The organism is Streptomyces sp. NBC_00273 (assembly GCF_036178145.1).
Lineage (GTDB): Bacteria > Actinomycetota > Actinomycetes > Streptomycetales > Streptomycetaceae > Streptomyces.
The window spans coordinates 6,297,031-6,318,947 of record NZ_CP108067.1 but is presented as its reverse complement, the minus strand read 5'-3'; the positions used below and the strand labels follow the sequence as shown (position 1 = coordinate 6,318,947).

Here is a 21,917-nt window from a genome sequence, read left to right as displayed (position 1 = left end):
GTGATGTCGATGCATCGGCTGTCGGGCTGCCCCAGCTGCGCGGAACCCCTGGAGGAGGGTGACCGTTTCTGCGGCGTCTGCGGCTACGCCGTGAGCGCTCCTCCCCCGGCCGCCGTGGACCATCCGACCATCCCCATCCCACCGGCACCCCCGGCGCCACCGGTACCACCGGCCCGGCCGGCCGCCGCGAGCGCCGCGGCGGGCGGTTACGGCAGCCCGGCTCCCGGCGTTGCGCACGCCGCGGCCGAGCCCGCCCCCGGCTGGGGCAGCGTGGCCGCGGCCGCGCCGACGTTGGTCGGCGACCCGGCCGCCTGGACCGCCACCCCGGCTGAACCGGAGCCCGAACCGGAGCCTCGGCAGGGCCCGACGGGGGTCACCTATGCGACCTCCGGCCACGGGAACCCGTACGGCACCGGCACCCCGCCGGACGGCACCCCGTGGGGCGCGGCGGAGCACCCGTACGGCGCCGCGGACGGCCCCGAGACCCGCCACGACCGGCCCGACGCCACGCCTCCGGAGGGGATGCCCTGGGGCGCGGGCGAAGCCCCGTACGAGAATCCGCTCCAGCCCGGCGGGCCGGCCGGCGGGAAGACCTGCGTCGCCTGCCGCGCCGGGCACGTCGACACCGACGGGTACTGCGAGCACTGCGGGCACGCGCAGCCCCGCGAGCGCGACCACATCGAGGAGGAGCTCGGGAGCGTCGCCGCCGTCACCGACCGGGGTCTGCGCCACCACCGCAACGAGGACTCGTTCGCCGTGTCGGCCACCGCCCTGCCCGACGGTTCCGCCGCCACCGTCGCCATCGTCTGCGACGGCGTCTCCTCCGCCAGCCGCCCCGACGAGGCGTCGGCCGCCGCGGCCGTCGCCGCCAACGAGGCGCTGCTCGAAGCGCTGCCGCGCGGCGCCCATCCCCAGGAGGCCATGCACGAGGCGATCCTGGCGGCCGCCCGAGCGGTGAACGCCCTGGCCCCGGAGACCCCCGGCGCGCAGAACGCCCCCGCCTGCACCCTGGTCGGCGCCGTCGTCGGCGGCGGCCTGCTGACCATCGGCTGGGTGGGCGACAGCCGTGCCTACTGGGTTCCCGACGACCGCGCCGCCCTGCCCCGCCGCCTCACCGAGGACGACTCCTGGGCCGCCCAGATGGTCGCCGCCGGTCTGATGGGCGAGGCCGAGGCCTACGCGGACGTCCGCGCGCACGCCATCACCGGCTGGCTGGGGGCCGACGCGTACGACCTCGACCCGCACACCGCGACCTTCAAGCCCGACCACCCCGGTGTGGTGGTGGTCTGCACCGACGGACTGTGGAACTACGCGGAATCCGCGCGGGAAATGGCCCAGGTGGTACCCGCCGACGCCGCGACCCGCCCGCTGCACAGCGCCCAGGTACTGGTGGGGTACGCACTCGACGGCGGCGGCCACGACAACGTCACCGTGGCGGTCGTGCCGTTCGCCACGCACCCCGAGCAGGAACCGGGACCGGATGCGGAGCCGGGCCCGGCGGCAGGACCGGAATAGGAAGTGGAAGCGCGCCCGCAGGTCTGACCCGCCTGCCCGAGCCCCCTAGGAGTCCAACCGATGGCGAATTTCGCCAAGCCGAGTGCCCCACGGTTCAGCGTGGAGGTGTACCAGAACGAGTTCCTCCCCGAGGGCGGACGGGACGTCCACGCCATCGTCACGGTCACCGCCTCCGGCGGTGCCACCGCCACGCGCGCGCCGGTCTCGGACGGCACGGCGGCCGTGGTGCTCATGGTCGACTGCTCGGGGTCCATGGAGTACCCGCCCGAGAAGATGCGCGGCGCCCGTGAAGCCACGGCCGCCGCCATCGACACCCTGCGCGACGGCACCGCCTTCGCCGTGATCGCCGGTACGCACGTGGCCAAGGAGGTCTACCCCGGCCAGGGCCGCCTCGCGATCGCGGACGCGAGCACCCGCGCCCAGGCCAAGGAGGCCCTGCGCGGGCTGAGCTCCGGCGGCGGCACCGCCATCGGCACCTGGCTGCGCCTCGCCGACGGCCTGCTGCGCGGCTCCACCGCTGCCATCCGGCACGGCATCCTGCTCACCGACGGCCGCAACGAGCACGAGGAGCCGGCCGTGCTCCGCGCCACCCTCGACGCGTGCGCGGGCCGCTTCACCTGCGACGCCCGCGGGGTGGGCACCGACTGGGACGTCAAGGAGGTCACCGGGATCGCGCACGCGCTGCTCGGCTCCGCCGACATCGTGGCCGACCCGGCCCACCTCGCCGAGGACTTCACGCGCATGATGGAGAACGTCATGGGCAAGGAGGTCGCGGACGTCGCGCTGCGCCTGTGGACCCCGGTCGGCGTGGAGATCCAGTACGTCAAGCAGGTGGCTCCCGTCCTCCAGGACCTGACCGACCGCCGCACCGAGGCGGGCCCGCGCGCCGGCGACTACCCGACGGGGTCGTGGGGCGACGAGTCCCGCGAGTACCACGTGTGCGTCCGCGTCCCTACGGCCACGGTGGGCCAGGAGATGCTCGCCGCCCGCGCCACGCTCGTGCTGCCGGCCGCGGCGGGCGGGCCGGCCGAGAAGCCGACCGTCCTGGCCCAGGGCCTGGTGCGCGCGGTGTGGACGAACGATCTGGCGGCGTCCACCGCCATCAACGCGCAGGTCGCCCACTACACCGGACAGGCGGAGCTGGCAGAGGCTATCCAGCAAGGTTTGGAAGCCCGCAAAATGGGCGATGTGGGTGGTGCCACGGCCAAGCTGGGGCGTGCGGTACAACTGGCGAGTTCGTCCGGGAACGCCGACACAGCACGACTCCTGGCGAAGGTGGTGGATGTGGTGGACGCAGTGGCGGGTACTGTGCGGCTGAAAGCGAAGGTCGCCGATGCCGACGAGATGACTCTTGACACGCGTTCGACGCAGACCGTCCGAGTGAAGAAGACCTGAGAAGACCTGACGTGATGACGCAGGGAGAAGAAGGGGGAAGCGCCGCCATGCCGACCTGCCCGAACGGGCACCAGTCCGCGTCCGACGACTGGTGCGAGGTCTGCGGCCACCGCATGTCCGCCTCGGAGGGACCGCCGCCGGTGCCCTCCTACGGCTACGGCTTCCCCCCGACCGCCGGTGAACCGACCGCCCAGGCCGAGCTCTGCCCGCAGTGCCGGACCCCGCGCGAGGCCATGGCCCCGTTCTGCGAGGAATGCCGCTACAACTTCCTCACCCGTACTCCGACTTCGTACGCGCCGCCGGCCCCGGAACCGGGACCCCAGGCGACGGGGGCCGGCGTCGGTGGCGGTGCCGGAGGCCGCGGTACGCCTCCGCCGCCCGTGCCCGCTCCCGGGACCTACTCCCAGGACCACTTCGAGTACCAGGGCTCGCGGCCGTCCCGGGTCAACCGGCCGGCCGAGCCGCTCCAGCGCGAGGACGACTGGCTGCTGCCGCCGCCCGCGCACGAGGCGCCGCTGGAGTACCAGCAGGCCCCGCAGCCCCAGTACCAGCAGCAGCCCCCGCCGCAGCAGCAGCGGGAGTACCAGCAGGAGTACCAGCAGCCGGGACCGCCGCCCCAGCAGCAGTACCAGCAGCAGCCTCCGCCGCAGCACCAGCCCTTCCCGCCCCAGGGCGGGGGCGCCTGGAGCGCGACGGTCGGCCCCGACCGCTCGTACTTCATGGCGATGATGCAGCGCAGCGGCCCCGAGGCCGCCGGGCTCAACCTGCCCGCCTACTCCCCGGAGCAGCACCTTCCGCTGTCCGGCAGCCAGATCACCATCGGCCGCCGCCGCGCCTCCACGGGCGAGTCCCCCGACATCGACCTGTCGGTGCCGCCGGAGGACCCGGGCGTCTCCCACCAGCACGCGGTGCTCGTCCAGCAGCCCGACCTCAGCTGGGCGGTGGTGGACCAGAACTCCACCAACGGCACCACCATCAACGGCGGCGAAGAGCCGATCCAGCCCTACGTCCCGATCCCCCTCACCGACGGCGACCGCGTCCACGTGGGCGCCTGGACAACGATCACGATCCGCCGCGGCTGATCCCGCTCCTGCGATCCACGACCGCCGGGCCTCCACCGGGGCCCGGCGGTCCCCGCCGGGCGAACGGCCCGGATGCGCGTACTAGTCTGCGCGGGTGCAGCGCCTCGCCCTCTTCGACCTCGACGACACGCTCATCGACCGCCGTCGCGCGCTCGAGGCGACGCTGACGCGATTCGCCTCCCGTCATGGCCTCACGGCGGATGAGCGGGACGCGCTCCTCGTCCGGCTGGACGAGCGTGCCGGCGCCGCAGACTTCTCGGTGATCCGCGAGCTCCACGACCTGTCCTCCTCGGCCCGAACGTTGTGGCAGGAGTACCTGGCGGACATGGCGGCCTTCTCCGTGTGCCCGGACGAGGTGCTGGACGGTCTGGACGACCTGAAGGGGCACGGCTGGCGGATCGGCATCGCAACGAACGGCTCCGCCGACATCCAGCGGGCCAAGCTGGAGGCCACCGGCATCGCGCAGCGGGTCGACGCCGTGTGCATCTCGGCGGATCTAGGGCTCCGCAAACCCGATCCCCGGCTGTTCGCCACCGCTGTGGAGCTCTGCGGCGCGACCCTGCACGACGGTGGCTGGATGGTGGGCAACGACCCCGTCAAGGACATCGCGGGCGGGCGTTCCGCCGGGCTCGCCACCTTGTGGATCGGCACCCCCGACCGCTGGCAGGGGGATCTGCACGTCCCCGACCTGACGGCCCCCACGGCGCTGTCGGCCATCCGCCTGCTCCTGGAACACACTGCCTGAAGGGGATACACGATGACAGGAACAGCCGTTACGGTCGGACTGCTGCACCCGGGCAGCATGGGGGCCGCTTTCGGCGCACAACTGCGCGCACGGGGGGTCACCGTCCTGTGGTGCCCCAACGGCCGGAGTATCGCGACGCGAAGGCGTGCCGAGCAGGCTGGCCTGGAGCCTGCGGACTTCTCTGGCCTCTTGGACCGAGCGGACGTGGTCCTGTCCCTCTGCCCTCCGGCCGCCGCCGAAGAGCTCGCCGCACAGGTCGCCGCACACGGCTTCGCAGGGCGCACGTACGTGGAAGCGAACGCGATCTCCCCGGGCCGCACGGGGCGCATCGCCGCCCTCCTGCCGCGCGCGGAGACGATCGACGCCGCCGTGGTCGGCTCCCCGCCCGTCGGTGGCAAGAGTCCGACGCTCTACCTCGCCGGGGAACGTGGTCGTACGAGCGAGGTCGAGCGGCTCTTCGCCGGTACCGACATCCGTACGCACGACCTGGGCACCGAGGTGGGAGCGGCGTCCGCCCTCAAACTCTCCTACTCCAGCTACCAGAAGGCGTCACGTGTCCTGGCCGCCTTGGCCTACGGCGCCGCGCAGGCGCACGGTGTCGGCGATGAGCTCCTGGCCATCGCGGCGAAGCGGACGGGCAGCTACCTGACCGAGACGAGCTACATCCCCAAGACTGCGGCCCGTGCGTGGCGTTGGGGCCCCGAGCTCGCAGACGCGGCCGCGCTGCTCACCGATGCGGGCCTCCCCGACGAGCTGATGCTGGCGGCCGCCTCGACGCTCGACCATTGGGACGGCGCGCGCGACGCCACCCTCACCGTTGAGGAAGCCCTGGAGCTGCTGCGCGGCGATCCGGGCCGTAGCTGACGCTCGCGCTCCCCTGAGGAGGGCGGGCGTCAGCGCACCAGTTTGCGGATCACGATGCCCACGGTCAGGGTCGTGAAGAGCAGGCCACCGCCGGTACAGCCAACGGCGAGCGCCGTCCAGGCGTGCGTCTTCAGCTCGGACGGGGCGCCCACGCCGACGTTCAGCCACAGGGCGCAGGCCAGGACGAGCGCCCTCCCCGCGGCCACCAGGTCGAGGAGGCCGCCACCCTGTGGGTCCCGTGCCGCACCGGAGAGATGCAGGGCAACAGCCGTGGACAGCATGGCGGCGCCCAGGGTTCGCGCCGGATTCCGCGCTCTCACACCCCACCCGAGGACGCCACCGAGCAGGGCACGGCCCGCGAGACGCCGGAGCAGGGGCCCCTCGGCCGCCTCCCGCTGCCGGGTGAAGTAGTACAACTGGTCGCCCTCCGACATGCGGCGACGCCCGGTCAGCGTGGACCGCACCGCCTCCAGGGCCCCGGGGCTCACCCGGGTGAACACCCGGTCGAGGAAACCGGTGACGTGCTCGTCGTTCCGGAAGACCACATCGCCGAGGTCCACCTCCTGAACGCTGCTCGTCCCCGCCAGCCGGTACCGGGCCGGCCCCACGGGCACTGCGAGCGCCCGGACCGAGGTGTCCGCGAGTTCCACCACCACTGGAGACGATTCGTCGGCGCTGGCGGCGAGGCTGGAGATGCTGGACGACCGGAAGACCAGTTCCGCGGCGGCGCCGGTGGTGGGTGCGGTGTCCGGCGCCGACTGCCGCCGCTGCGCGGGCACGGTCTCCGCATGGCGCAAGCCCCGGACCACCACCGGACCCCGGACCTCGCTGTCGAGCAGCGCGCTGGCCTCGGCGGGCACCACCATGCCGTTGATGCGCAGACCGTCCCGGCAACGCACCCCGGTACCGCGGAAGGGTGCGTCCACGCGGACCCGTCGCAGCAGCAGGGCGGCGACGTCGACCTCGTCGAGGGTGAGGGAGGCCAACCACAGGTCGTCGAGGGTGATGGTTTCGGTGACGTGCACGTTCTCCAGGGACACCTGAGGCCGGCGCTGCCGCCCCACGGCAGCTTGGCTGCGCAGGGCCAGCGTGGCCGCCCGCAATCGTTTGAGCTGGACCGGCCCGCGCATCGCCGAGATCTGCACCGAGTCGGTCACGCGCACGCCCTCGAAGCGCGTCGGCCCGCAGGAGTGGACGTCTAAAGCCTCGAGGGCCGTCTCGCTCACATCGACCTCGGTGTTGCGGGGGGTGTTGCGAACGACAAGCCGGCCGATCCGAGAGTTGCTCACCAGTAGGGCATCGGCGGTGCAGTGGTCGACGACCAGCTCCTCGATGACGCACGAGCGCAGGGTGACCGCCCCCGCCACGTTCACTCGGTGGAGGGCCAGCCTGCCGGCGGTGAGCGAATCCAGTACCAGGGGGTCGTCGATGTCCCTCTGCCGGATCGTCAGGTCCCTCTCCCGACCTGTCGACGCGTCCGGGTCCGCCGCACGTGCCAGCGCATCGAGCGTGCTGATCGTCGCCATGTGTGCTCCCTCCCCACCGTGATGTACGAGCCGCCGCGCAACGTCGCACCCGCGACCTCACCGTTCGGCGGTCGCGGCCGCTCCGAGGAAGGCGGCCAGGCTCGCGTCCCCGTATCGCTCCCCGCGATGGTGCGCGTGGGCCCGGGCGATGCTCTCGGCGGCCCCGGCCGGGTCGGTGTGGTCGGTGCGCATCAGGAGATCGAAAGGCTCCTCGCCGTCGGGCACCGTGCCCAGATCGGCCAGCGCTTCGTCCCATGCGGCGAGCCGGTCCCCGGTGTCCCGGTCGCCCCTGCCTCGGGACCGCTGCTTGCACACGTCGCGGGGCACCCACAGGAGCACGTGCAGCCACGGCTGTCGAACGGCGCCGGTGAAGCTCCGCAGGTGCCCCATGCTGCCGATGTGCACGAGCGGAATGCGACCGGCCCTGGTCATCGTGTCCAGGTCGTCACGGTCGATGGCGTACGTGTTGCCGTACCTCCGGGTCTCCAGCACCACACGACCTGCGGCGCGCAGGGCGGCCAGCTCCTCGCTGTCGGCCATGCGATAGCCGGTGGTGCGCCCGGAGCCCACCTTGATCTTGGTCAGCTGGCCGTATCGCGCGTCCAGGTCGGTCAGCGCGGCACTGACCGTGTCCTTGCCCGCCGTAGGAGGGCCGAAAAGGACGACCCCTCCCAGGCTCCCTTCACCCTGCGCGTTCGCCCCCGTGTTCGCGTTCACGCCAGCGCCTCGCCGTATCGACGGGAAAGGACCATGGCCACCGATTCCACCTGCTCGGCGAGCGGTGTCATCGCGGTGATCCGGTTGTCGACGAAGTGGAACTCCCCGACCGGGCGCCGCTCCAGGGAGATCGAGGCGAGATACTGCCGCCAGTTCGCGAGCTTCCACGTGTCCCGTGCCGCGTTGCGCGAAGTGAGCCTCTCACGCATCGACGACGCGTCGCTGTCCACCCACACCACCTCCAAGCCGGCACCCAAACGCGAACAGTGGCGACGTGTCCGGGCGTACCACTGGTCGTCGACGACCTCGGCGAGGAAAGGCGCCACGGCGACCACCGGCACCCCGCACTCGAGGTTCTCCCAGCACGCCTTCATCAGGGACTCATATTCCAACGGGCGCACGTTCTCGGCGTAGACGCTGCTCTGCCGGTCATCGGGGTCACCGTTGAGATGGGACAACAAAGACTCCGTGAGCGGCCTCGTCAATGTGTCCTTGTCCAACAGCGGCCAACCGGTCGCCTGCGACATCATCTTCCCCGCCTCGGATTTGCCGGATCCGGCATATCCAGCGACGAGGACGAGCGCGAGTCCGTGCTCGTCGGGCTCCGAACCGATACTCAACGATGCTCCCCCGGGGCGTGACGCGAGCGTTCCATCTTCGGAACTCTAGCGCCAACTGATCAACATCACCCCGGAGTTCATTATCCGTGGCCAAACGTGACCGACACCGGGCATCGTCCGCTCCCCGGCTGATTCATCCCTCCCCCAGGGGCCACACGTACGGCCCCTGGGGATCGTCCAGCCATGACCATTGGCCCTCGGTGCTGACCGAGACTCCGAAGCGTTCCCGGGCCGGGCGGCCCTCGCGGCGCCACAGGTCCAGGGCCTCGCGGGGGTGCAGTGCGCCCGCGGTCAGCACGAGCATGAACTGGAAGCGCTCGTTCTCCACCAGCTCGTACGGAAGCCCGTACTCCGTGCCGGCCAGGTCGGGCGGCCGGGCGGCCGTGGACCCGCGCAGCGGGACGAAGTACGCCGACGTGTGCAGGAAGTTGCCCTCGGCGAAACCGGCGTCCCGGACGGTCAGCGCGATCAGACCGGTCGACAGCGGCGCCAGGATGCGCGCCCCCGGCCGGCACTGGCCGAGCCAGGCGTGCGGGACCAGCGGCAGCGTGCAGGTCACCATGATCCGGTCGAAGGGGGCACGGGCGGGGCAGCCGCGCGCCCCGTCCCCGGTGACCACCACCGGGTGGTAGCCGAGCTCGGCCAGGTGCGTCCGCGCGGACTCGGTGATCTCCTCGTCCAGGTCCACGGTGGTGACGTGCTCCTCGCCGAGCCGGTGGCAGAGCAGGGCCGCGTTGTAGCCGGTGCCCGCGCCGATCTCCAGGACGTCGTCGCCGTCGCGCACGTCCAGGGCGGCCAGCATCTTCGCCATCAGGGACGGCTGACTGCTGGAGGAGACCTGCAGGCCGTCGCGCATCCGCGTCGCCAGCGGGGTGTCGACGTAGACCCCGCGGAGCCAGCGGGCCCGGCGTTCGGGGTCGGGGTCCTCGGCCCACAGCCGCTCGTGACCGGCGCCGCGGCCGGTCCAGAAGTACGGGACGAACACGTGCCGGGGCACGGCGGCGAAGGCCGCCCGCCAGCGCGGATCCTCCAGCACCCCGGCGGCGGTCAGCTCCCGCACCTGGGCGGCGTGCGCGGTCTCCCGCAGGTCCCGGGTCTCGGTGTGCGCGGTGTGTGCGGCCATGCCTCCACTGTCCTGCGCCGGGCCGCCGCGTGCGAGCGCGCGCGGGCCCGGGGGACGGTCCTAGGACCTCGGTCCTGGATCCGGGCGTCTGAGACGATGGTCGGGTGAATGAGATTCCGCGGGGCACGCTTCAGGAGCAGACCTTCTACGAGCAGGTGGGCGGCGAGGACACCTTCCGCCGCCTCGTCCGGCGCTTCTACGAGGGGGTCGCGGAGGACCCGCTGCTGCGCCCGATGTACCCGGAGGAGGACCTGGGCCCCGCCGAGGAGCGGTTCGCGCTGTTCTTGATGCAGTACTGGGGTGGTCCGACCACCTACAGCCAGCACCGCGGCCACCCGCGCCTGCGGATGCGGCACGCGCCGTTCCAGGTCGACGCGGCGGCTCACGACGCGTGGCTGCGGCACATGCGGGTCGCGCTGGACGAGCTGGGCCTGGCGCCGGAGCACGAGGCGCAGCTGTGGAAGTACCTGACGTACGCCGCCGCCTCGATGATCAACACGGCGGGCTAGCGGACCAGCGGACTTTCCGGGGGCAGACCGGTAGGCAGGCCGGACCGATCAGACGGGCCGGACCTGGAGGGCGCCCAGGCCGCCGGTCACGCCGGGGCGGCGCATGGCGACGGATCCGTACGGGGTGCGCAGCCGCAGCCAGGTCCCGGCGGCGAGGAGCGCCACGGGGGCGGGGGCGTCGGGACGGGGGGCGGGGGCGGGCACGACGGCCCGTACCGGCCGCAGGAAGCCCAGGGACTGCGCGGCGTGCACGGCGCGCAGCGGGAGCTCGGTGTCACCCAGGGTGCGGGACCAGATCTCGCGGCCTATGCGGTCGCGCTCGGACCGGGTGCGGTGCTGCACGGGCAGGGCCTCGTCCCGGGCCCGGAACTCGGCGACGGCGGCGGCCACGGCCGCTCCCATCGCCTCGGGGCCGGGCAGCCCCGGAACCTGTCGCCAGCCGCCGCGGGGCGGGAGCACGCCGGCCCAGGGCGGTCCGGTGACCGGCCCGGGCACGGTGGCCTCGGCCGAGGCTTCGTCCACGGACTCCAGCAGCTCACCGGCGGACACCGTCAAGTCCAGCGGCACGGCGACGGGTGCGGCGAGCCGCACCGTACGGATGGCCAGGACGTCGAAGGACGGCGGCCGTCCGAAGACGGCGAGCGCGCCGCCGCCGGCCTGGAGGCGTACGGCGGCGGCGCGGTCGTAGTGCACCAGCCGGCCCAGGAAGGCGGCGAGGTCCGCCGCCTCCCCGGAATCGGCGAAGCGCAACTGGTCGCTCATGCCGCGAGGGGCCCTTCCCGGCCGGTGCCGGTCTCGGACCCGGTCTCGGACCCGGCCGTGGTCGCGGACCCGGTCGCGGGCTCGTCGAGGTACTCCTCGAGGAAGTGCCTCTCCTCGGCCGTGATGCGGCGGGGCCGCCCCGCGGCGAGGTTGTAGGGCACGACCACCGTCTCGGCCCGCACGTAGACCGTCTCGGGCGCGTCCTCGGTCGCCTCGTCCTTGACCTCGTAGCGGATGGTCAGGGACGCGGCGCCTATCCGGGTCACCCAGGACTCGATGAGGACGGGCTCGTGGCGGTGCACGAGGGGCAGCTTGTAGTCGATCTCGTGACGGGCCACGACGGACCCGCCCGTGAAGGACTCACTGCCCTCCCCCGGCGCGAGGCGGAACATGAAGTCGATCCGCGCCTCCTCCAGATAGCGGAGGAAGACGACGTTGTTGACGTGCCCGAAGGCATCCATGTCCGCCCAGCGCAAGGGGCACCGGTAGTGGTGTCTGGCCATGACGGCGACCTCAGCCTCGGGTGAGCTTCTTGTAGGTGGCACGGTGCGGACGAGCCGCGTCCGGGCCCAGCCGCTCGATCTTGTTCTTCTCGTACGACTCGAAGTTGCCCTCGAACCAGTACCACTTGGACTCGCCCTCGTACGCCAGGATGTGCGTGGCGACCCGGTCCAGGAACCAACGGTCGTGGGAGATGACCACGGCCGCACCGGGGAACTCCAGGAGCGCGTTCTCGAGCGAGGACAGGGTCTCGACGTCGAGGTCGTTGGTGGGCTCGTCGAGGAGCAGCAGGTTGCCGCCCTCCTTGAGCGTCAGCGCCAGGTTGAGGCGGTTGCGCTCACCACCGGACAGGACGCCGGCCGGCTTCTGCTGGTCCGGGCCCTTGAAGCCGAAGGCGCTGACGTACGCGCGGGACGGCATCTCGACCTGGCCCACGTTGATGTAGTCCAGCTCGTCCGACACGACCGCCCAGAGGGTCTTCTTGGGGTCGATGTTGGCGCGGGACTGGTCGACGTAGCTGATCTTGACGGTCTCGCCGACCTTGATGGCACCGGAGTCCGGCGTCTCCAGGCCCTGGAACATCTTGAAGAGCGTGGTCTTGCCGGCGCCGTTCGGGCCGATGATGCCGACGATGCCGTTGCGCGGCAGCGTGAAGGACAGGTCGTCGATGAGGACCTTGTCGCCGAACGCCTTGGTGAGGTTGTTGACCTCGACCACGATCGAGCCCAGACGCGGGCCCGGCGGGATCTGGATCTCCTCGAAGTCCAGCTTCCGCATCTTGTCCGCCTCGGCTGCCATCTCCTCGTAGCGGGCGAGGCGGGCCTTGGACTTGGTCTGGCGGCCCTTGGCGTTGGAGCGGACCCACTCCAGCTCTTCCTTGAGGCGCTTCTGGCGCTTCTCGTCCTTGCGGCCCTCGACCTTGAGGCGGGTGGCCTTCTTCTCCAGGTAGGTGGAGTAGTTGCCCTCGTACGGGTGGGCGCGGCCGCGGTCGAGCTCGAGGATCCACTCGGCGACGTTGTTCAGGAAGTACCGGTCGTGGGTGACGGCCACGACGGCGCCCTTGTACTGGGCCAGGTGCTGCTCCAGCCAGTTCACGGACTCGGCGTCGAGGTGGTTGGTGGGCTCGTCGAGGAGCAGCAGGTCGGGGGCCTCCAGCAGCAGCTTGCAGAGGGCCACGCGGCGCTTCTCACCACCGGAGAGGGTGGTGACCGGCCAGTCGCCGGGCGGGCAGCCCAGGGCGTCCATGGCCTGCTCCAGCTGGGCGTCCAGGTCCCACGCGTTGGCGTGGTCCAGGTCGTCCTGGAGCTTGCCCATCTCCTCCATCAGCTCGTCGGTGTAGTTCGTCGCCATTTCCTCGGCGATCGCGTTGAACCGGTTGAGCTTGGTCTTGATCTCGCCGACGCCGTCCTCGACGTTCTCGAGCACGGTCTTGGACTCGTCGAGCTTGGGCTCCTGCATGAGGATGCCGACGGAGTAGCCGGGAGAGAGGAAGGCGTCACCGTTCGACGGCTGCTCCAGACCCGCCATGATCTTGAGAACGGTGGACTTACCGGCGCCGTTCGGGCCGACCACACCGATCTTCGCGCCGGGCAGGAAGTTCAGGAAGACGTCGTCAAGAATCACCTTGTCGCCGTGCGCCTTGCGCGTCTTGCGCATGGTGTAGATGAACTCAGCCAAGAGAAACCGTCCGGCAGATCGATGGTGGGCAGATACACCCCATCTTGCCGTACGTCCATACCCGCGGGCGAATGGGTAGGCCAGGCGCCCTTGGCCTGGGGCGCGATCGGAGGCTGAACCTCGGCCCGCGGTCACTGTCGGTCATCGCCTTCGGGGAGATCGGCGGTCGTGCCCGAGGAAGACCCGCGGCGGGAGCCGGTCGTGCGTTTCCGTTCAGGTGGGTCGTCCCTCACCGTCCCGTACGAGGTCGGACTGCGCCGGGAGTACCCCGCCGTCATCGAGACCGCCTTCCGGTGCCGGCCCGACGGCACCTCTGCCCCCGGGGCGGCCGCCCGGGGGCATGAGGCGCCCTCACGACCTCCGCGCAGCCCCGGGGCCGGTGCCGGGCCGGGCAGGATGGTGGGGAGTGCGGGGGCGCGGCCTCCGTCGGCCGTACGGAGGTACATGTGAACAACGCGCTGCTGGCGCTCGCCGGCGCGATCGTCGCCGTGACCGGCACCCTGCTCGCGCCGATCCTCTCGCAGCGCGTGCTCGCACGCGTACAGACGGAGCAGTTCGAACGGCAGCAGCGGGCGGCCGACGCCCAGTGGCTGCGCGAGCAGCGCGTGGCGGAGGTGGAGAAGCGGCGGGCGTGCTACGTCACGGCGAACTCCGGCTACCGCCGCCACCGGATCGAGCTCATGAAGTACCTGTGGCTCGTCCACAAGGGAGAGGTCACCGCGCAGGCGCGGGCCGATCTGGAGGAGACGCGGCACGCCATGCACACCGCCTTCGCGGAGGCCCAGATGGTCGCTTCGGACGCGGTGCTGCGGGAGCTGGACGCGATGACGGTGACCCTGGCCGGCGCGTACAGCCGCACCCTGCTCCTGGAGGACGGCGACCCGCACCCCGGCTGGTCGTTCGAGGAGATACAGGCCGAGCTGCTTCAGCTGGGGGACCGCTGGAAGGACATGCGCGGCATCATGCGGGCCGACCTGGGCGTGGATCCGGGGCCGGCCGGCTCGTGACCGGGGCGCGGCGGCCGGACCCGGTCAGCGGGGCGGTGGACGGTCAGCGGGGGCGGTAGACGGTCAGGGCGTCGGGGAGCTGGTCGAGGACGAGGGCGGTGGGGGCCTCGGCGTACTCGCCGTCGTAGGCGAGCGGGGTGCCCGCGGGGATGTCCCCGATGCGCAGGCTGCGCAGGCGGGTGGCCACGTGGACGGGCGAGCGGCTCAGCGGGCCCGTGAAGGCGGCGGCCAGGAGCCGGGGGCCGGGGCGGCCGCCGCCGTGGACGAGCCGCAGGTCCAGCAGGCCCTCGCCGAGACTGTCGCGGCGGCGGGGGGTGGGGCCGGTGCCGTGGTAGGTGCCGTTGCCCGCGAAGAGCAGCCATACGCTCCGGGGCCGCCCGGCCAGCCTCAGCCGCACGGGCCGCTGGGAGCGCAGGACCCGCCAGGCCGCCAGCAGCGCGGCCGGGCCGCCGCCGATGCGCGGGGCCCAGCGCAGTCGGTGGCCCAGCAGTTCCGGATAGGCGCCGATGCTGAAGTTGTTCAGGAAGTAGCCGCTCTCGCCGCCGGGCCCCGGGGAGAAGCGGCCCACGCCGACGCGGACGGCCTGGCCCTGCGCCACGGCCTCGCACGTCGCCTCGGCTCCGGCGAGGCCGAGGTCCAGCGCGAAGTGGTTGAGGGTGCCGCCGGGGAACACGGCCAGCGGCACCCCGGCTCCCAGTGCGGCGGTGGCGGCCGCGTTGACCGTGCCGTCGCCACCGCAGACCCCGAGCACGGTGGCCCGCGAGGCCGCCTTCGCGAGCGTGGCGGGCAGTTCCGGGCCCTCGCACTCGATCACCTCGGCCGCGGGCAGGCGGGTGCGCAGCGCGTCGAGGCCCTCTGCGGCCGTCCCGGACCCGGTGTTGACCACCACGGTGAGCCCGGCCCCGTCGGGCAGCGCGGGGGCCCCGGCGGCCGTCCGCTCATCGCCCGGCACGACCCGGGCCTCCTGCGCGTCGCGCGCGAGGCGGCGCACGACGAACCCGGCGGCCACCCCCAGTGACGCGCCCACCAGTACGTCGGAGGGGTAGTGCACCCCGGTGTAGACGCGGGAGAACGCCACGGACGCGGCGACCGGGGCCATGACGGCTCCCCAGCCCGGGGAGGCCAGCGCCACCCCGGTGGCGAAGGCGAAGGCCGACGCGGAGTGCCCGGACGGGAAGGATGTGGTCTGCGGCTGCGTGGCCAGCTGCCGGTTCAGGGGCACGCCTTGCAGCAGCGGCCGCGGCCGGCGTACGGACCACTTGCCGACGGTGTTGATGGTCGCGGAGGCCAGTGCCAGCGAGGCGACCCCGCGCACGGCGGCCTTGCGGGCGCCGGCCGACCCGAAGACCGCGATCGCCGCGGCGGCCCCGCCCCACAGCACCCCGTGGTTCGCGGCCCGGCCGAGCCGCGGCAGCACCCGGTCGGCCCCGGGCCAGTGCCGCCGGGCCACCGCGTCGAACACCCGGCGGTCCCACCGGGCGAAGGTGCCGGACCAGGTCAGTTCTTGATCAGCCATCTTCTGCCCCTACCCCGGGCGGCGGATCCGAACCGGTCCGCGCGCCCACCCGGCCCATCGGACCCGTTCCCTCGGTCCCTCAGGGCGTGTCGTCGTGCCCTCGTTTCCTCGCGCCCTCGTGCCCTCGTCTCCTCCGGTGCCTCAGGGCGTGTCCTCTTCGTCCTGCGGGCGCTTGCGGAGCAGCAGCACCACCAGGCCGCCCAGGACCACCAGGCCCACCGCCAGGGAGGCGATGACCGGAGTGGCCGCCGAGCTGCCGCTGGTCGCCAGCCGCTCCTCGTCCGGGGAGGTCGTCGCAACGGCTGCGGACCGCTCGCCCAGTACCTCGGCCGCCGAGCCGGAACCGGCCCCCGGGGCATCGCCCGGGGTGGCTTCCACCGCCGTCGCCGGGGGCTGCGGCCAGACCGCCGTGGCCGTGGCGGTGGCCGCGGACTCGCTGGATCCGGCCACGATCTGGGCGTGGGCCAGCAGCTCGCCGGTGAAGACCCGCCCGACCGGCACCTTGGTCGTGCCCTGGACGGTGACCGAGGCCGTCCCGTCGGGGGTGCCCGCGGGCACCTCGAAGTACAGCCGGCTCCCGTTGGCGGCGGTGGTCAGCGGCTGCCCCTCGGCGTCCACCACCCGCACCCCCATCGCGACGGCCGCCGCGTCCGGGATGACCGACACGCTCGGCGCCCCGGTCCGCACGGTCACCGGGCCGAGCCGGGTGCCCACCGCTCCCGACACGTCGCCGGGGTCCAGCCCGAGCGAGGCCGGCGGCTCCGGCAGCTGCCCGGCGGCCCGCTGTAGGTAGTCGGCCAGTTTCTCGGCCGCCGGGTCCGCGGCCTCGACCTGCGCTCCGTCCGCCAGCCGCCAGATCGCCACCTGGGTCCCGGCGGCCGCGCTCTGCGCCGTGAGGGCCCCGGCCCCGGCCGCCTTGGCGAGCCCGGCCAGATCGTTGTGCTGCGGGTAGGAGTGTTCCAGGACCCAGCGGATCCGGCCCGCCTCCCGGTTGCCGGCGAGCGGGCTGACGCTCCAGGCGCTCTCGGTGTACCGGGCCTGGGGCTGGGCGTTGCCCGTCACGCCGACCCCGTACGTCTGGAGCATCCCGCCGCCGTCGACCCGCATCTCGAACAGCCCGGCCGGGATCTGCCGGACCGAGCCGTCACCGGACCGCAGGACCGCCAGCCCGAACGTCTTCAGCCCGTCCAGCACGGCGCTCGCACCCTCGGCTGACCTGGGGGCCACCGGGCCGGAGTCGGCGGCCGCCCGCGCCGCGGGAGCGGTGGCGAGGGCCGCCGCCAGCAGGGCCACCGCCAGCGGCCGGCGCGCGGAGCCCCGTACCGCGGCGGGAGGTTCGAGAGGAACCGGGGCCGGAGCTGGAGCCGGAACGGGCTCAAGCCCAGACGCAGGAGTGGAATCGGGAGCGGAGGATGCGGGAACGGCAATCGACACAGTCTTCCCCTTCGGGCCAATGACCCAGGTGCCCGTGAGTACCGGGGAATCCTATCCGCCTCGAACACTCATACCACCGCCGCCTTCTGAGTGCCCATCAGCGGCGTGTCCGTCCGCACCACCCGCCGGAAGGCGGCGGTCCCGCGGTTCAGGTCGTGACCGATGGCCGTCGCGTCGATCTCCGCGGAGAACCACCGGTTGCCCTCTCCGTCGGGCGGGTCGTCCCGCACCCGCAGCCGCCCGTGCACCACCAACGGCTCGCCGACGGATACGGAACCGGCGAGGTTCACGGCGAGCGCCCGCCGCGCCCACACCGTGTAGAAGCTGGTGGTCCCGTCCGTCCAAGCGTCCTTGCGCCGGTCGAAGTACCTCGGCGTCACCGCGAAGCGGAACCGCGCCGCCGGCCCGTTCACCGTCTCCTTGTAGTCGATCTGCGTCGCCACATAACCCACCAGCGTCACCTGGGTGTCGTACATCCCGGCCGCCCTCCCCCATGGTCGCGGTCCGTGCGGATCCGCACGGACCAGCCGTACGGGCCATCCGTACGCGGTACGAACCATGCTGGGGCAGGCCGCCGATCCCCGCTCCGGCCTGTGGATTACTGCCGGGTTGTGGACAACCTGCTCCCCCCTGCGGCCACCGTGGCGTACTGCTCCCGCACCTCCCGGTAGCGCAGCAGCTCCGCCGCGACCGGCTCCAACACCCGGGCCCTGCCGCACCCGGCCGCCGCCTGCCGCAGTCGGCGCTCCGCGTCCTGCCCGTACCTGCGCGCCGGACCCCGGGCCGCGATCGAGCAGGACCACTCCACGAGCGGCCCGCCGATGATGCCCGCCACCATCAGCAGCACCGGCGGCATCAGCCGCGGCTCCAGGACCCCGACGATCTGCCCGACCAACCACAGCCCGCCGAAGATCTGCAGCAGGGTCATCGCCGCCTGCCCCAGCACGGCCGCCGGCCACCACGTGGGCCGCGGCGGTTTGACGCTCGGTACCGCCACCGCCGCCCCGAGGGTCACCGCGATCTCGTCCAGCGCCTCCGGCAGCCCGTCGGCGCCGCGCACCGCGGTCTCCCGGACCGCCTGCGCCCACGGCTCGGGCAGCCCGGACACCGCCTCGTCGGCGACCGCCCGCACGGCCTGCTCCACCCGCTGACGTGCGGTCACCTCCTGCTCGACCGGGGCCTCGGCGATGACCTGGCCGCGCCCGCCGATCACCGCGAGGGCGGCCAAGCCCGCCAGGGTGCGCGGCGCGCGGCGGCCCTCGTACCAGCGCCACAGCCGCAGCCACGGCGTCCCGCACGCCTTTCCGGCATTGCGCCGCCACGCACGTTCGGCGGCGAGCCCGGCCGCGTACGCCCCGACCGCCTCGGCGAGCCGGTCCTCGAACTCGGCGCGCGCCGCCTCCCCGATCTCCGGCCCGGTGTGCCCGTCCGCCACGTACAGCGGTCGCAGCCGCCCGGCCGCGCGGTCGACGTCGGCGGAGATCCGCCGGGTGGCCGCACCCTTCTCCTGGGTGAACTGTCCGAGGAGCTCTCGCAGTTCCCCCACGCCCTCCCCGGTGAGTGCGGACAGCCCGAGGACGGTGGCACCGGGCTCGCCGTGCTCGCCGAGGGCGATGCCGTCCTCGTCGAGGAGCCGGCGCAGGTCGTCCAGTACGAGGTCGGCGGCCTCCCCGGGCAGCCGGTCCACCTGGTTGAGGACGACGAAGGTCACCTCCGCGTGCCCGGCGAGCGGTCTCAGGTACCGCTCGTGCAGCACGGCGTCCGCGTACTTCTCCGGATCCACCACCCACACCACGGCGTCGACCAGTGCCAGCACCCGGTCCACGTGGTCCCGGTGCGCGCCGACCGCCGAGTCCAGGTCGGGCAGGTCGACGAGGACCATCCCGCGCAGCGCCTCCGCCTCCGAGGTCTCGCGGGGCCGGCGCCGCAGCCGCCCAGGGATCTCCAACCGGTCCAGCAGGCCGGCGGCTCCGTCCGACCAGCTGCACGCGATGGGCGCGGCGGTGGTCGGGCGGCGCAGCCCCATCTCGGAGATCTGCACACCGGCGAGTGAATTGAAGAGAGTGGACTTGCCGCTTCCAGTGGCTCCGGCGATCGCGACGACCGTGTGCTGGGGTGACAGCCCGCGGCGCGCGGCCGCCTCGTCCAGGACCCGACCGGCCTCGGCGAGGGTCTTTCCGTCGAGCCTGGTCCGGGAGAGCCCGACCAACTGGCGCAGTGCGTCGAGGCGCAGCCTCAGGGCCTGTCCCTCGGGGCTGAGCGGGGGCGCGGTCGACTTGCCGCCGTCGCTGCCGGCGCCGGAGACGGCCCGCACGAGGGCCTCGTCGCGCTCATCGCCCTCGTACCCCTCCTCGTCCTGGTCGCCGTCGAGGGCCCGGGGGCGCGAGCGCGCGATGAGTCCGTCGTCCCAGCGGTCGTCGGTACGGTCGGTCAGGGCGGTCACCGCGTCACCTCTCCTTCTGCAGTACGGACAGCGCGGCAATCAGCTCGGCCTGTGGTTCCGGGGTCACTTCGAGCGCCTCCAGCGGGGCGAGCCGGCGGTCGCGTTCGGCACGCAGCACCTGGTCGAGGTGGTCGCCGACCAGCTCCCCGCCCCGGTCGCGCAGCCGCAGGGCGGCCTGAGCGCCGATCCGTTCGGCGAGCTTCTCCCCCGCGGGCCGGGCCCGTTTGCCGCCGAGCAGGGCGGCGACGAGCAGGGCGGCCACGCCGTCGGGTTCGGGTGCGGGCTGCCTGTCGCTCTTGGCCACCTCCTCTTCGGCGAGTTCCTCCAGGACCCGCCGCCAGCGGCGTACGGCCATGCCGATGCGCTCGCCCGCCTCCCGGTCGGGCGCGGGCAGCGAGAGCGCGCCGGCGGCCGGCTCGCGCCGCCAGGCCTCGGCGATGCGCTCGTCGGCGGCGGCGACGGCGCACTGGAGGAGCGCGGCGAGGGATTCGGAGAGCGACTCCAGCAGTTCGTCGGCGCTCGTGTCGAGCGGGTAGCCGCGCCACCGGGTCAGGGCGTCCCCGGCCAGTACGGCGCCGTGGTCGAGGCGACCCCGGACCCGCTTGCCCTCCCGTTTGTACGCGTCCTCGACGGCCGAGGTCAGCCGTACGGCGGCGGCGTGCTGGGCGGCGACGGCGGAGGCGAGCTCCGGCATCCGGCGCTTCAGCGAGTCCAGCGCGCCGAGCGCGGTGCGCCCGACGGCGTACTGCCGGGCGGCCGGGTCCTGCGCGTGGTGGGCGAGCCAGGCGAACAGCGGGGCGACGGCGCTGGCCGGCAGCAGCCCGCCCCCGCCGGTGGACTCGGGCAGCTCCGGGACGGTGAACCGCGGTACGTCGCCCAGCCCGGCCTTGGTGAGCAGGGCCCCGTACTGCCGCGAGACCTCGGCGAGCACCTGGTGCGGGACCCGGTCGAGGACGGTGATGAGGGTGGCCCTGTACTGCTTGGCGGTGCGCAGCAGGTGCCAGGGGACGGCGTCGGCGTACCGCGAGGCGGTGGTGACCATCACCCAGACGTCGGCGGCGCAGATGAGTTGGGCGGCGAGGGTCCGGTTCTCGACCACGAGGGAGTCGATGTCGGGGGCGTCGAGGATGGCGAGCCCGCGCGGCAGGCTGGAAACCGTCTCGATCCGCATCTCGCGGGTCGCGTGGCTGTCGGCCGGTCCGCGGTCGCGGGCCCGGGATCTGGCGGCGGGAGTCACCTCTTCTTCCCCGTGCGGCACCCAGACCCGCATCAGGTCGGGCAGTACGCGCATGCCGGCGAACCAGTGGTGGTCGTCCGGATGACAGACGAGCACCGGTGTACGCGTGGTCGGGCGCAGCACCCCGGCTTCGCTGACCTGTCGGCCGACGAGGGAGTTGACGAGGGTGGACTTACCGGCCCCGGTGGATCCGCCGACGACGGCGAGCATCGGCGCCTCGGGCGCCTTCAGCCGGGGTACGAGGTAGTCGTCGAGCTGCGCGAGCAGCTCGGCTCTGGTTTGGCGGGCGCGTGGAGCGCCGGGCAGGGGCAGCGGCAGACGCACGGACGCGACCCGGTCGCGCAGGGCGGACAGGGCATCGAGCAGCTGAGGCCGAACATCCAAGGTCACCACATGCGAAGAATGCCCAATTTAGGACCATTTTTGAAGCTTATACGTCCTCTGCGCGCCGACGGCGACTCCAGTGAGACATTCTGGGCACGACGGACGAGTGGGGCGCAGGCATAACGAGTGCACAACACCAGGGGCGTCGCGGCGCAAAAGCGATGCGAGAATCGCACCTGCCTGCGATTATCGGGACCGCTTCACCGAACCTCCACATCGTGGCTCGCGAGTGAAGCAACCGGGACAAGGCAACCGGAGCCCTATCCTTGATCCGGCATGGACCGCAGCCCCACCCCCACCGGGGGCTCCAGGCCCACCAAGGCCGCCTTCCGGCCCCCGTAGCTCAGTGGATAGAGCAGGTGCCTTCTAAGCACTTGGCCGCAGGTTCGAGTCCTGCCGGGGGCACCACTTCCGCACCACTCGAAGCCCTCCCTCCGCGGAGGGCTTTCGTGTAGGTCGGAGCAGCCTAGGGAGCGCTTCGTAGCGCTGCGGTAAGGACTGACCGCAGCGGGCTACCAGGATGCCGGTCCGCTCCGAGGGCGTGGGCGTGCGCCGGTTCGACGCGGAGCTCCGACTGGGCGGTCACACCGACGTGTTGGCCGCCGCGGCCGGCCGGAGGCGCTGACGGTCCACGAGCCGCTGCGGCGCGGGGCGGGCGCCGCAAATCGGCGTCGACCCTCACCCCCAGGTGCCGGGAAGCGCCCATGTCACGCCGTTCCGCGATGAGTTCGACCACGGTCCGGCCGCCCGCACCGGGGCGGCGGCTTCCGGTCGTCGAACGGAGTTGGGAGCTGCTGGGCGAGGCCGGGCGCGCCCTCGCCCGCGGGGCGTCGGTGTTCCCCGGCACGGCGGCCCGCGGC

The 21,917-nt window shown here is 73.0% G+C and carries 19 protein-coding genes and 1 tRNA gene; 8 read left to right on the top strand and 12 right to left on the bottom strand.

The annotated features are described in order from the left end of the window. Positions 1-3: 3 nt before the first annotated feature. The 5 genes from OG386_RS27985 (at position 4) to OG386_RS27965 (ending at position 5,601) form a co-directional block, all read left to right on the top strand. Positions 4-1,515, top strand: a complete 1,512-nt coding sequence (locus OG386_RS27985) for a protein phosphatase 2C domain-containing protein (RefSeq protein ID WP_328790402.1) — start codon at positions 4-6, stop codon at positions 1,513-1,515. 60 nt (positions 1,516-1,575) lie between these two features. After that, complete coding sequence (locus OG386_RS27980) at positions 1,576-2,910, top strand: VWA domain-containing protein (RefSeq protein WP_328790401.1); 1,335 nt, start codon at positions 1,576-1,578, stop codon at positions 2,908-2,910. 14 nt (positions 2,911-2,924) lie between these two features. Further along, on the top strand, positions 2,925-3,992 hold the full coding sequence (locus OG386_RS27975) for an FHA domain-containing protein (protein WP_384843157.1): 1,068 nt from the start codon (positions 2,925-2,927) through the stop codon (positions 3,990-3,992). A gap of 94 nt (positions 3,993-4,086) precedes the next feature. Beyond that, complete coding sequence (locus tag OG386_RS27970) at positions 4,087-4,737, top strand: HAD family hydrolase (RefSeq protein WP_328790400.1); 651 nt, start codon at positions 4,087-4,089, stop codon at positions 4,735-4,737. 189 nt (positions 4,738-4,926) lie between these two features. Then, the gene (locus OG386_RS27965; RefSeq protein ID WP_328790399.1) at positions 4,927-5,601 is read left to right on the top strand and encodes a DUF1932 domain-containing protein; all 675 of its coding nucleotides are present in this window, start codon (positions 4,927-4,929) and stop codon (positions 5,599-5,601) included. A gap of 29 nt (positions 5,602-5,630) precedes the next feature. Here OG386_RS27965 and OG386_RS27960 read toward each other — a convergent pair whose 3' ends face one another. From OG386_RS27960 to OG386_RS27945, 4 genes are all read right to left on the bottom strand, one after another. Further along, a complete protein-coding gene (locus tag OG386_RS27960; RefSeq protein ID WP_328790398.1) occupies positions 5,631-7,127 on the bottom strand; it encodes a hypothetical protein in 1,497 nt (498 codons plus the stop codon). 57 nt (positions 7,128-7,184) lie between these two features. Continuing rightward, complete coding sequence (locus OG386_RS27955) at positions 7,185-7,844, bottom strand: guanylate kinase (RefSeq protein ID WP_328790397.1); 660 nt, start codon at positions 7,842-7,844, stop codon at positions 7,185-7,187. Beyond that, positions 7,841-8,464, bottom strand: a complete 624-nt coding sequence (locus OG386_RS27950; protein WP_328790396.1) for an AAA family ATPase — start codon at positions 8,462-8,464, stop codon at positions 7,841-7,843. Before OG386_RS27950 ends, OG386_RS27955 begins: the two co-directional genes overlap by 4 nt. A 133-nt stretch (positions 8,465-8,597) precedes the next feature. Continuing rightward, positions 8,598-9,587 (bottom strand): methyltransferase domain-containing protein, encoded by a 990-nt coding sequence (locus tag OG386_RS27945; RefSeq protein ID WP_328790395.1) that lies wholly within the window; start codon positions 9,585-9,587, stop codon positions 8,598-8,600. 104 nt (positions 9,588-9,691) lie between these two features. Between OG386_RS27945 and OG386_RS27940 the strand changes: the two genes are divergently transcribed. Then, complete coding sequence (locus tag OG386_RS27940) at positions 9,692-10,096, top strand: globin (RefSeq protein WP_030715938.1); 405 nt, start codon at positions 9,692-9,694, stop codon at positions 10,094-10,096. A 48-nt stretch (positions 10,097-10,144) separates the two neighbouring features. On the opposite strand, the gene OG386_RS27935 is transcribed toward OG386_RS27940, so the two are convergent. Genes OG386_RS27935 through ettA form a run of 3 tightly spaced genes read right to left on the bottom strand, consistent with a single transcriptional unit; the run spans position 10,145 to position 13,036 of the window. After that, entirely contained in the window at positions 10,145-10,858 is a 714-nt protein-coding gene (locus OG386_RS27935) for a hypothetical protein (protein WP_328790394.1), read from the bottom strand. Next, positions 10,855-11,361: an acyl-CoA thioesterase gene (locus OG386_RS27930; protein WP_328790393.1), complete on the bottom strand. Its 507-nt coding sequence runs from the start codon at positions 11,359-11,361 to the stop codon at positions 10,855-10,857. The genes OG386_RS27935 and OG386_RS27930 overlap by 4 nt, the downstream gene beginning before the upstream one ends. Before the next feature lie 10 nt (positions 11,362-11,371). Further along, the gene (ettA, locus tag OG386_RS27925; RefSeq protein ID WP_328790392.1) at positions 11,372-13,036 is read right to left on the bottom strand and encodes an energy-dependent translational throttle protein EttA; all 1,665 of its coding nucleotides are present in this window, start codon (positions 13,034-13,036) and stop codon (positions 11,372-11,374) included. Positions 13,037-13,482: 446 nt separating this feature from the next. On the opposite strand from ettA, the gene OG386_RS27920 reads away from it, so the two are divergent. After that, complete coding sequence (locus OG386_RS27920; protein ID WP_328790391.1) at positions 13,483-14,043, top strand: hypothetical protein; 561 nt, start codon at positions 13,483-13,485, stop codon at positions 14,041-14,043. 43 nt (positions 14,044-14,086) lie between these two features. Here OG386_RS27920 and OG386_RS27915 read toward each other — a convergent pair whose 3' ends face one another. The 5 genes from OG386_RS27915 to OG386_RS27895 all read right to left on the bottom strand — a co-directional run bounded on the left by OG386_RS27915 (position 14,087) and on the right by OG386_RS27895 (position 21,057). Further along, positions 14,087-15,559: a bifunctional phosphatase PAP2/diacylglycerol kinase family protein gene (locus OG386_RS27915; protein ID WP_328790390.1), complete on the bottom strand. Its 1,473-nt coding sequence runs from the start codon at positions 15,557-15,559 to the stop codon at positions 14,087-14,089. Between the two features lie 141 nt (positions 15,560-15,700). Continuing rightward, positions 15,701-16,858: a thioester domain-containing protein gene (locus tag OG386_RS27910; protein ID WP_405790717.1), complete on the bottom strand. Its 1,158-nt coding sequence runs from the start codon at positions 16,856-16,858 to the stop codon at positions 15,701-15,703. Positions 16,859-17,061: 203 nt separating this feature from the next. Next, a complete protein-coding gene (locus tag OG386_RS27905; RefSeq protein ID WP_328790388.1) occupies positions 17,062-17,469 on the bottom strand; it encodes a single-stranded DNA-binding protein in 408 nt (135 codons plus the stop codon). Between the two features lie 122 nt (positions 17,470-17,591). After that, positions 17,592-19,436, bottom strand: a complete 1,845-nt coding sequence (locus tag OG386_RS27900) for a GTPase (RefSeq protein WP_328790387.1) — start codon at positions 19,434-19,436, stop codon at positions 17,592-17,594. 4 nt (positions 19,437-19,440) lie between these two features. Continuing rightward, positions 19,441-21,057 carry a dynamin family protein gene (locus OG386_RS27895; RefSeq protein WP_328790386.1) on the bottom strand — a complete coding sequence of 539 codons (1,617 nt, stop codon included), beginning with the start codon at positions 21,055-21,057 and terminating at the stop codon, positions 19,441-19,443. Positions 21,058-21,389: 332 nt separating this feature from the next. On the opposite strand from OG386_RS27895, the gene OG386_RS27890 reads away from it, so the two are divergent. Continuing rightward, a tRNA-Arg gene (locus tag OG386_RS27890) sits at positions 21,390-21,465 on the top strand. Positions 21,466-21,917: the final 452 nt, after the last annotated feature.

Coding starts and splice junctions, on each gene's coding strand:
- OG386_RS27985 (WP_328790402.1), top strand. CDS start 4: ATGTCGATGCATCGGCTGTCGGGCTGCCCCAGCTGCGCGGAACCCCTG.
- OG386_RS27980 (WP_328790401.1), top strand. CDS start 1,576: ATGGCGAATTTCGCCAAGCCGAGTGCCCCACGGTTCAGCGTGGAGGTG.
- OG386_RS27975 (WP_384843157.1), top strand. CDS start 2,925: ATGACGCAGGGAGAAGAAGGGGGAAGCGCCGCCATGCCGACCTGCCCG.
- OG386_RS27960 (WP_328790398.1), bottom strand. CDS start 7,127: ATGGCGACGATCAGCACGCTCGATGCGCTGGCACGTGCGGCGGACCCG.
- OG386_RS27945 (WP_328790395.1), bottom strand. CDS start 9,587: ATGGCCGCACACACCGCGCACACCGAGACCCGGGACCTGCGGGAGACC.
- OG386_RS27935 (WP_328790394.1), bottom strand. CDS start 10,858: ATGAGCGACCAGTTGCGCTTCGCCGATTCCGGGGAGGCGGCGGACCTC.
- OG386_RS27930 (WP_328790393.1), bottom strand. CDS start 11,361: ATGGCCAGACACCACTACCGGTGCCCCTTGCGCTGGGCGGACATGGAT.
- OG386_RS27915 (WP_328790390.1), bottom strand. CDS start 15,559: ATGGCTGATCAAGAACTGACCTGGTCCGGCACCTTCGCCCGGTGGGAC.
- OG386_RS27905 (WP_328790388.1), bottom strand. CDS start 17,469: ATGTACGACACCCAGGTGACGCTGGTGGGTTATGTGGCGACGCAGATC.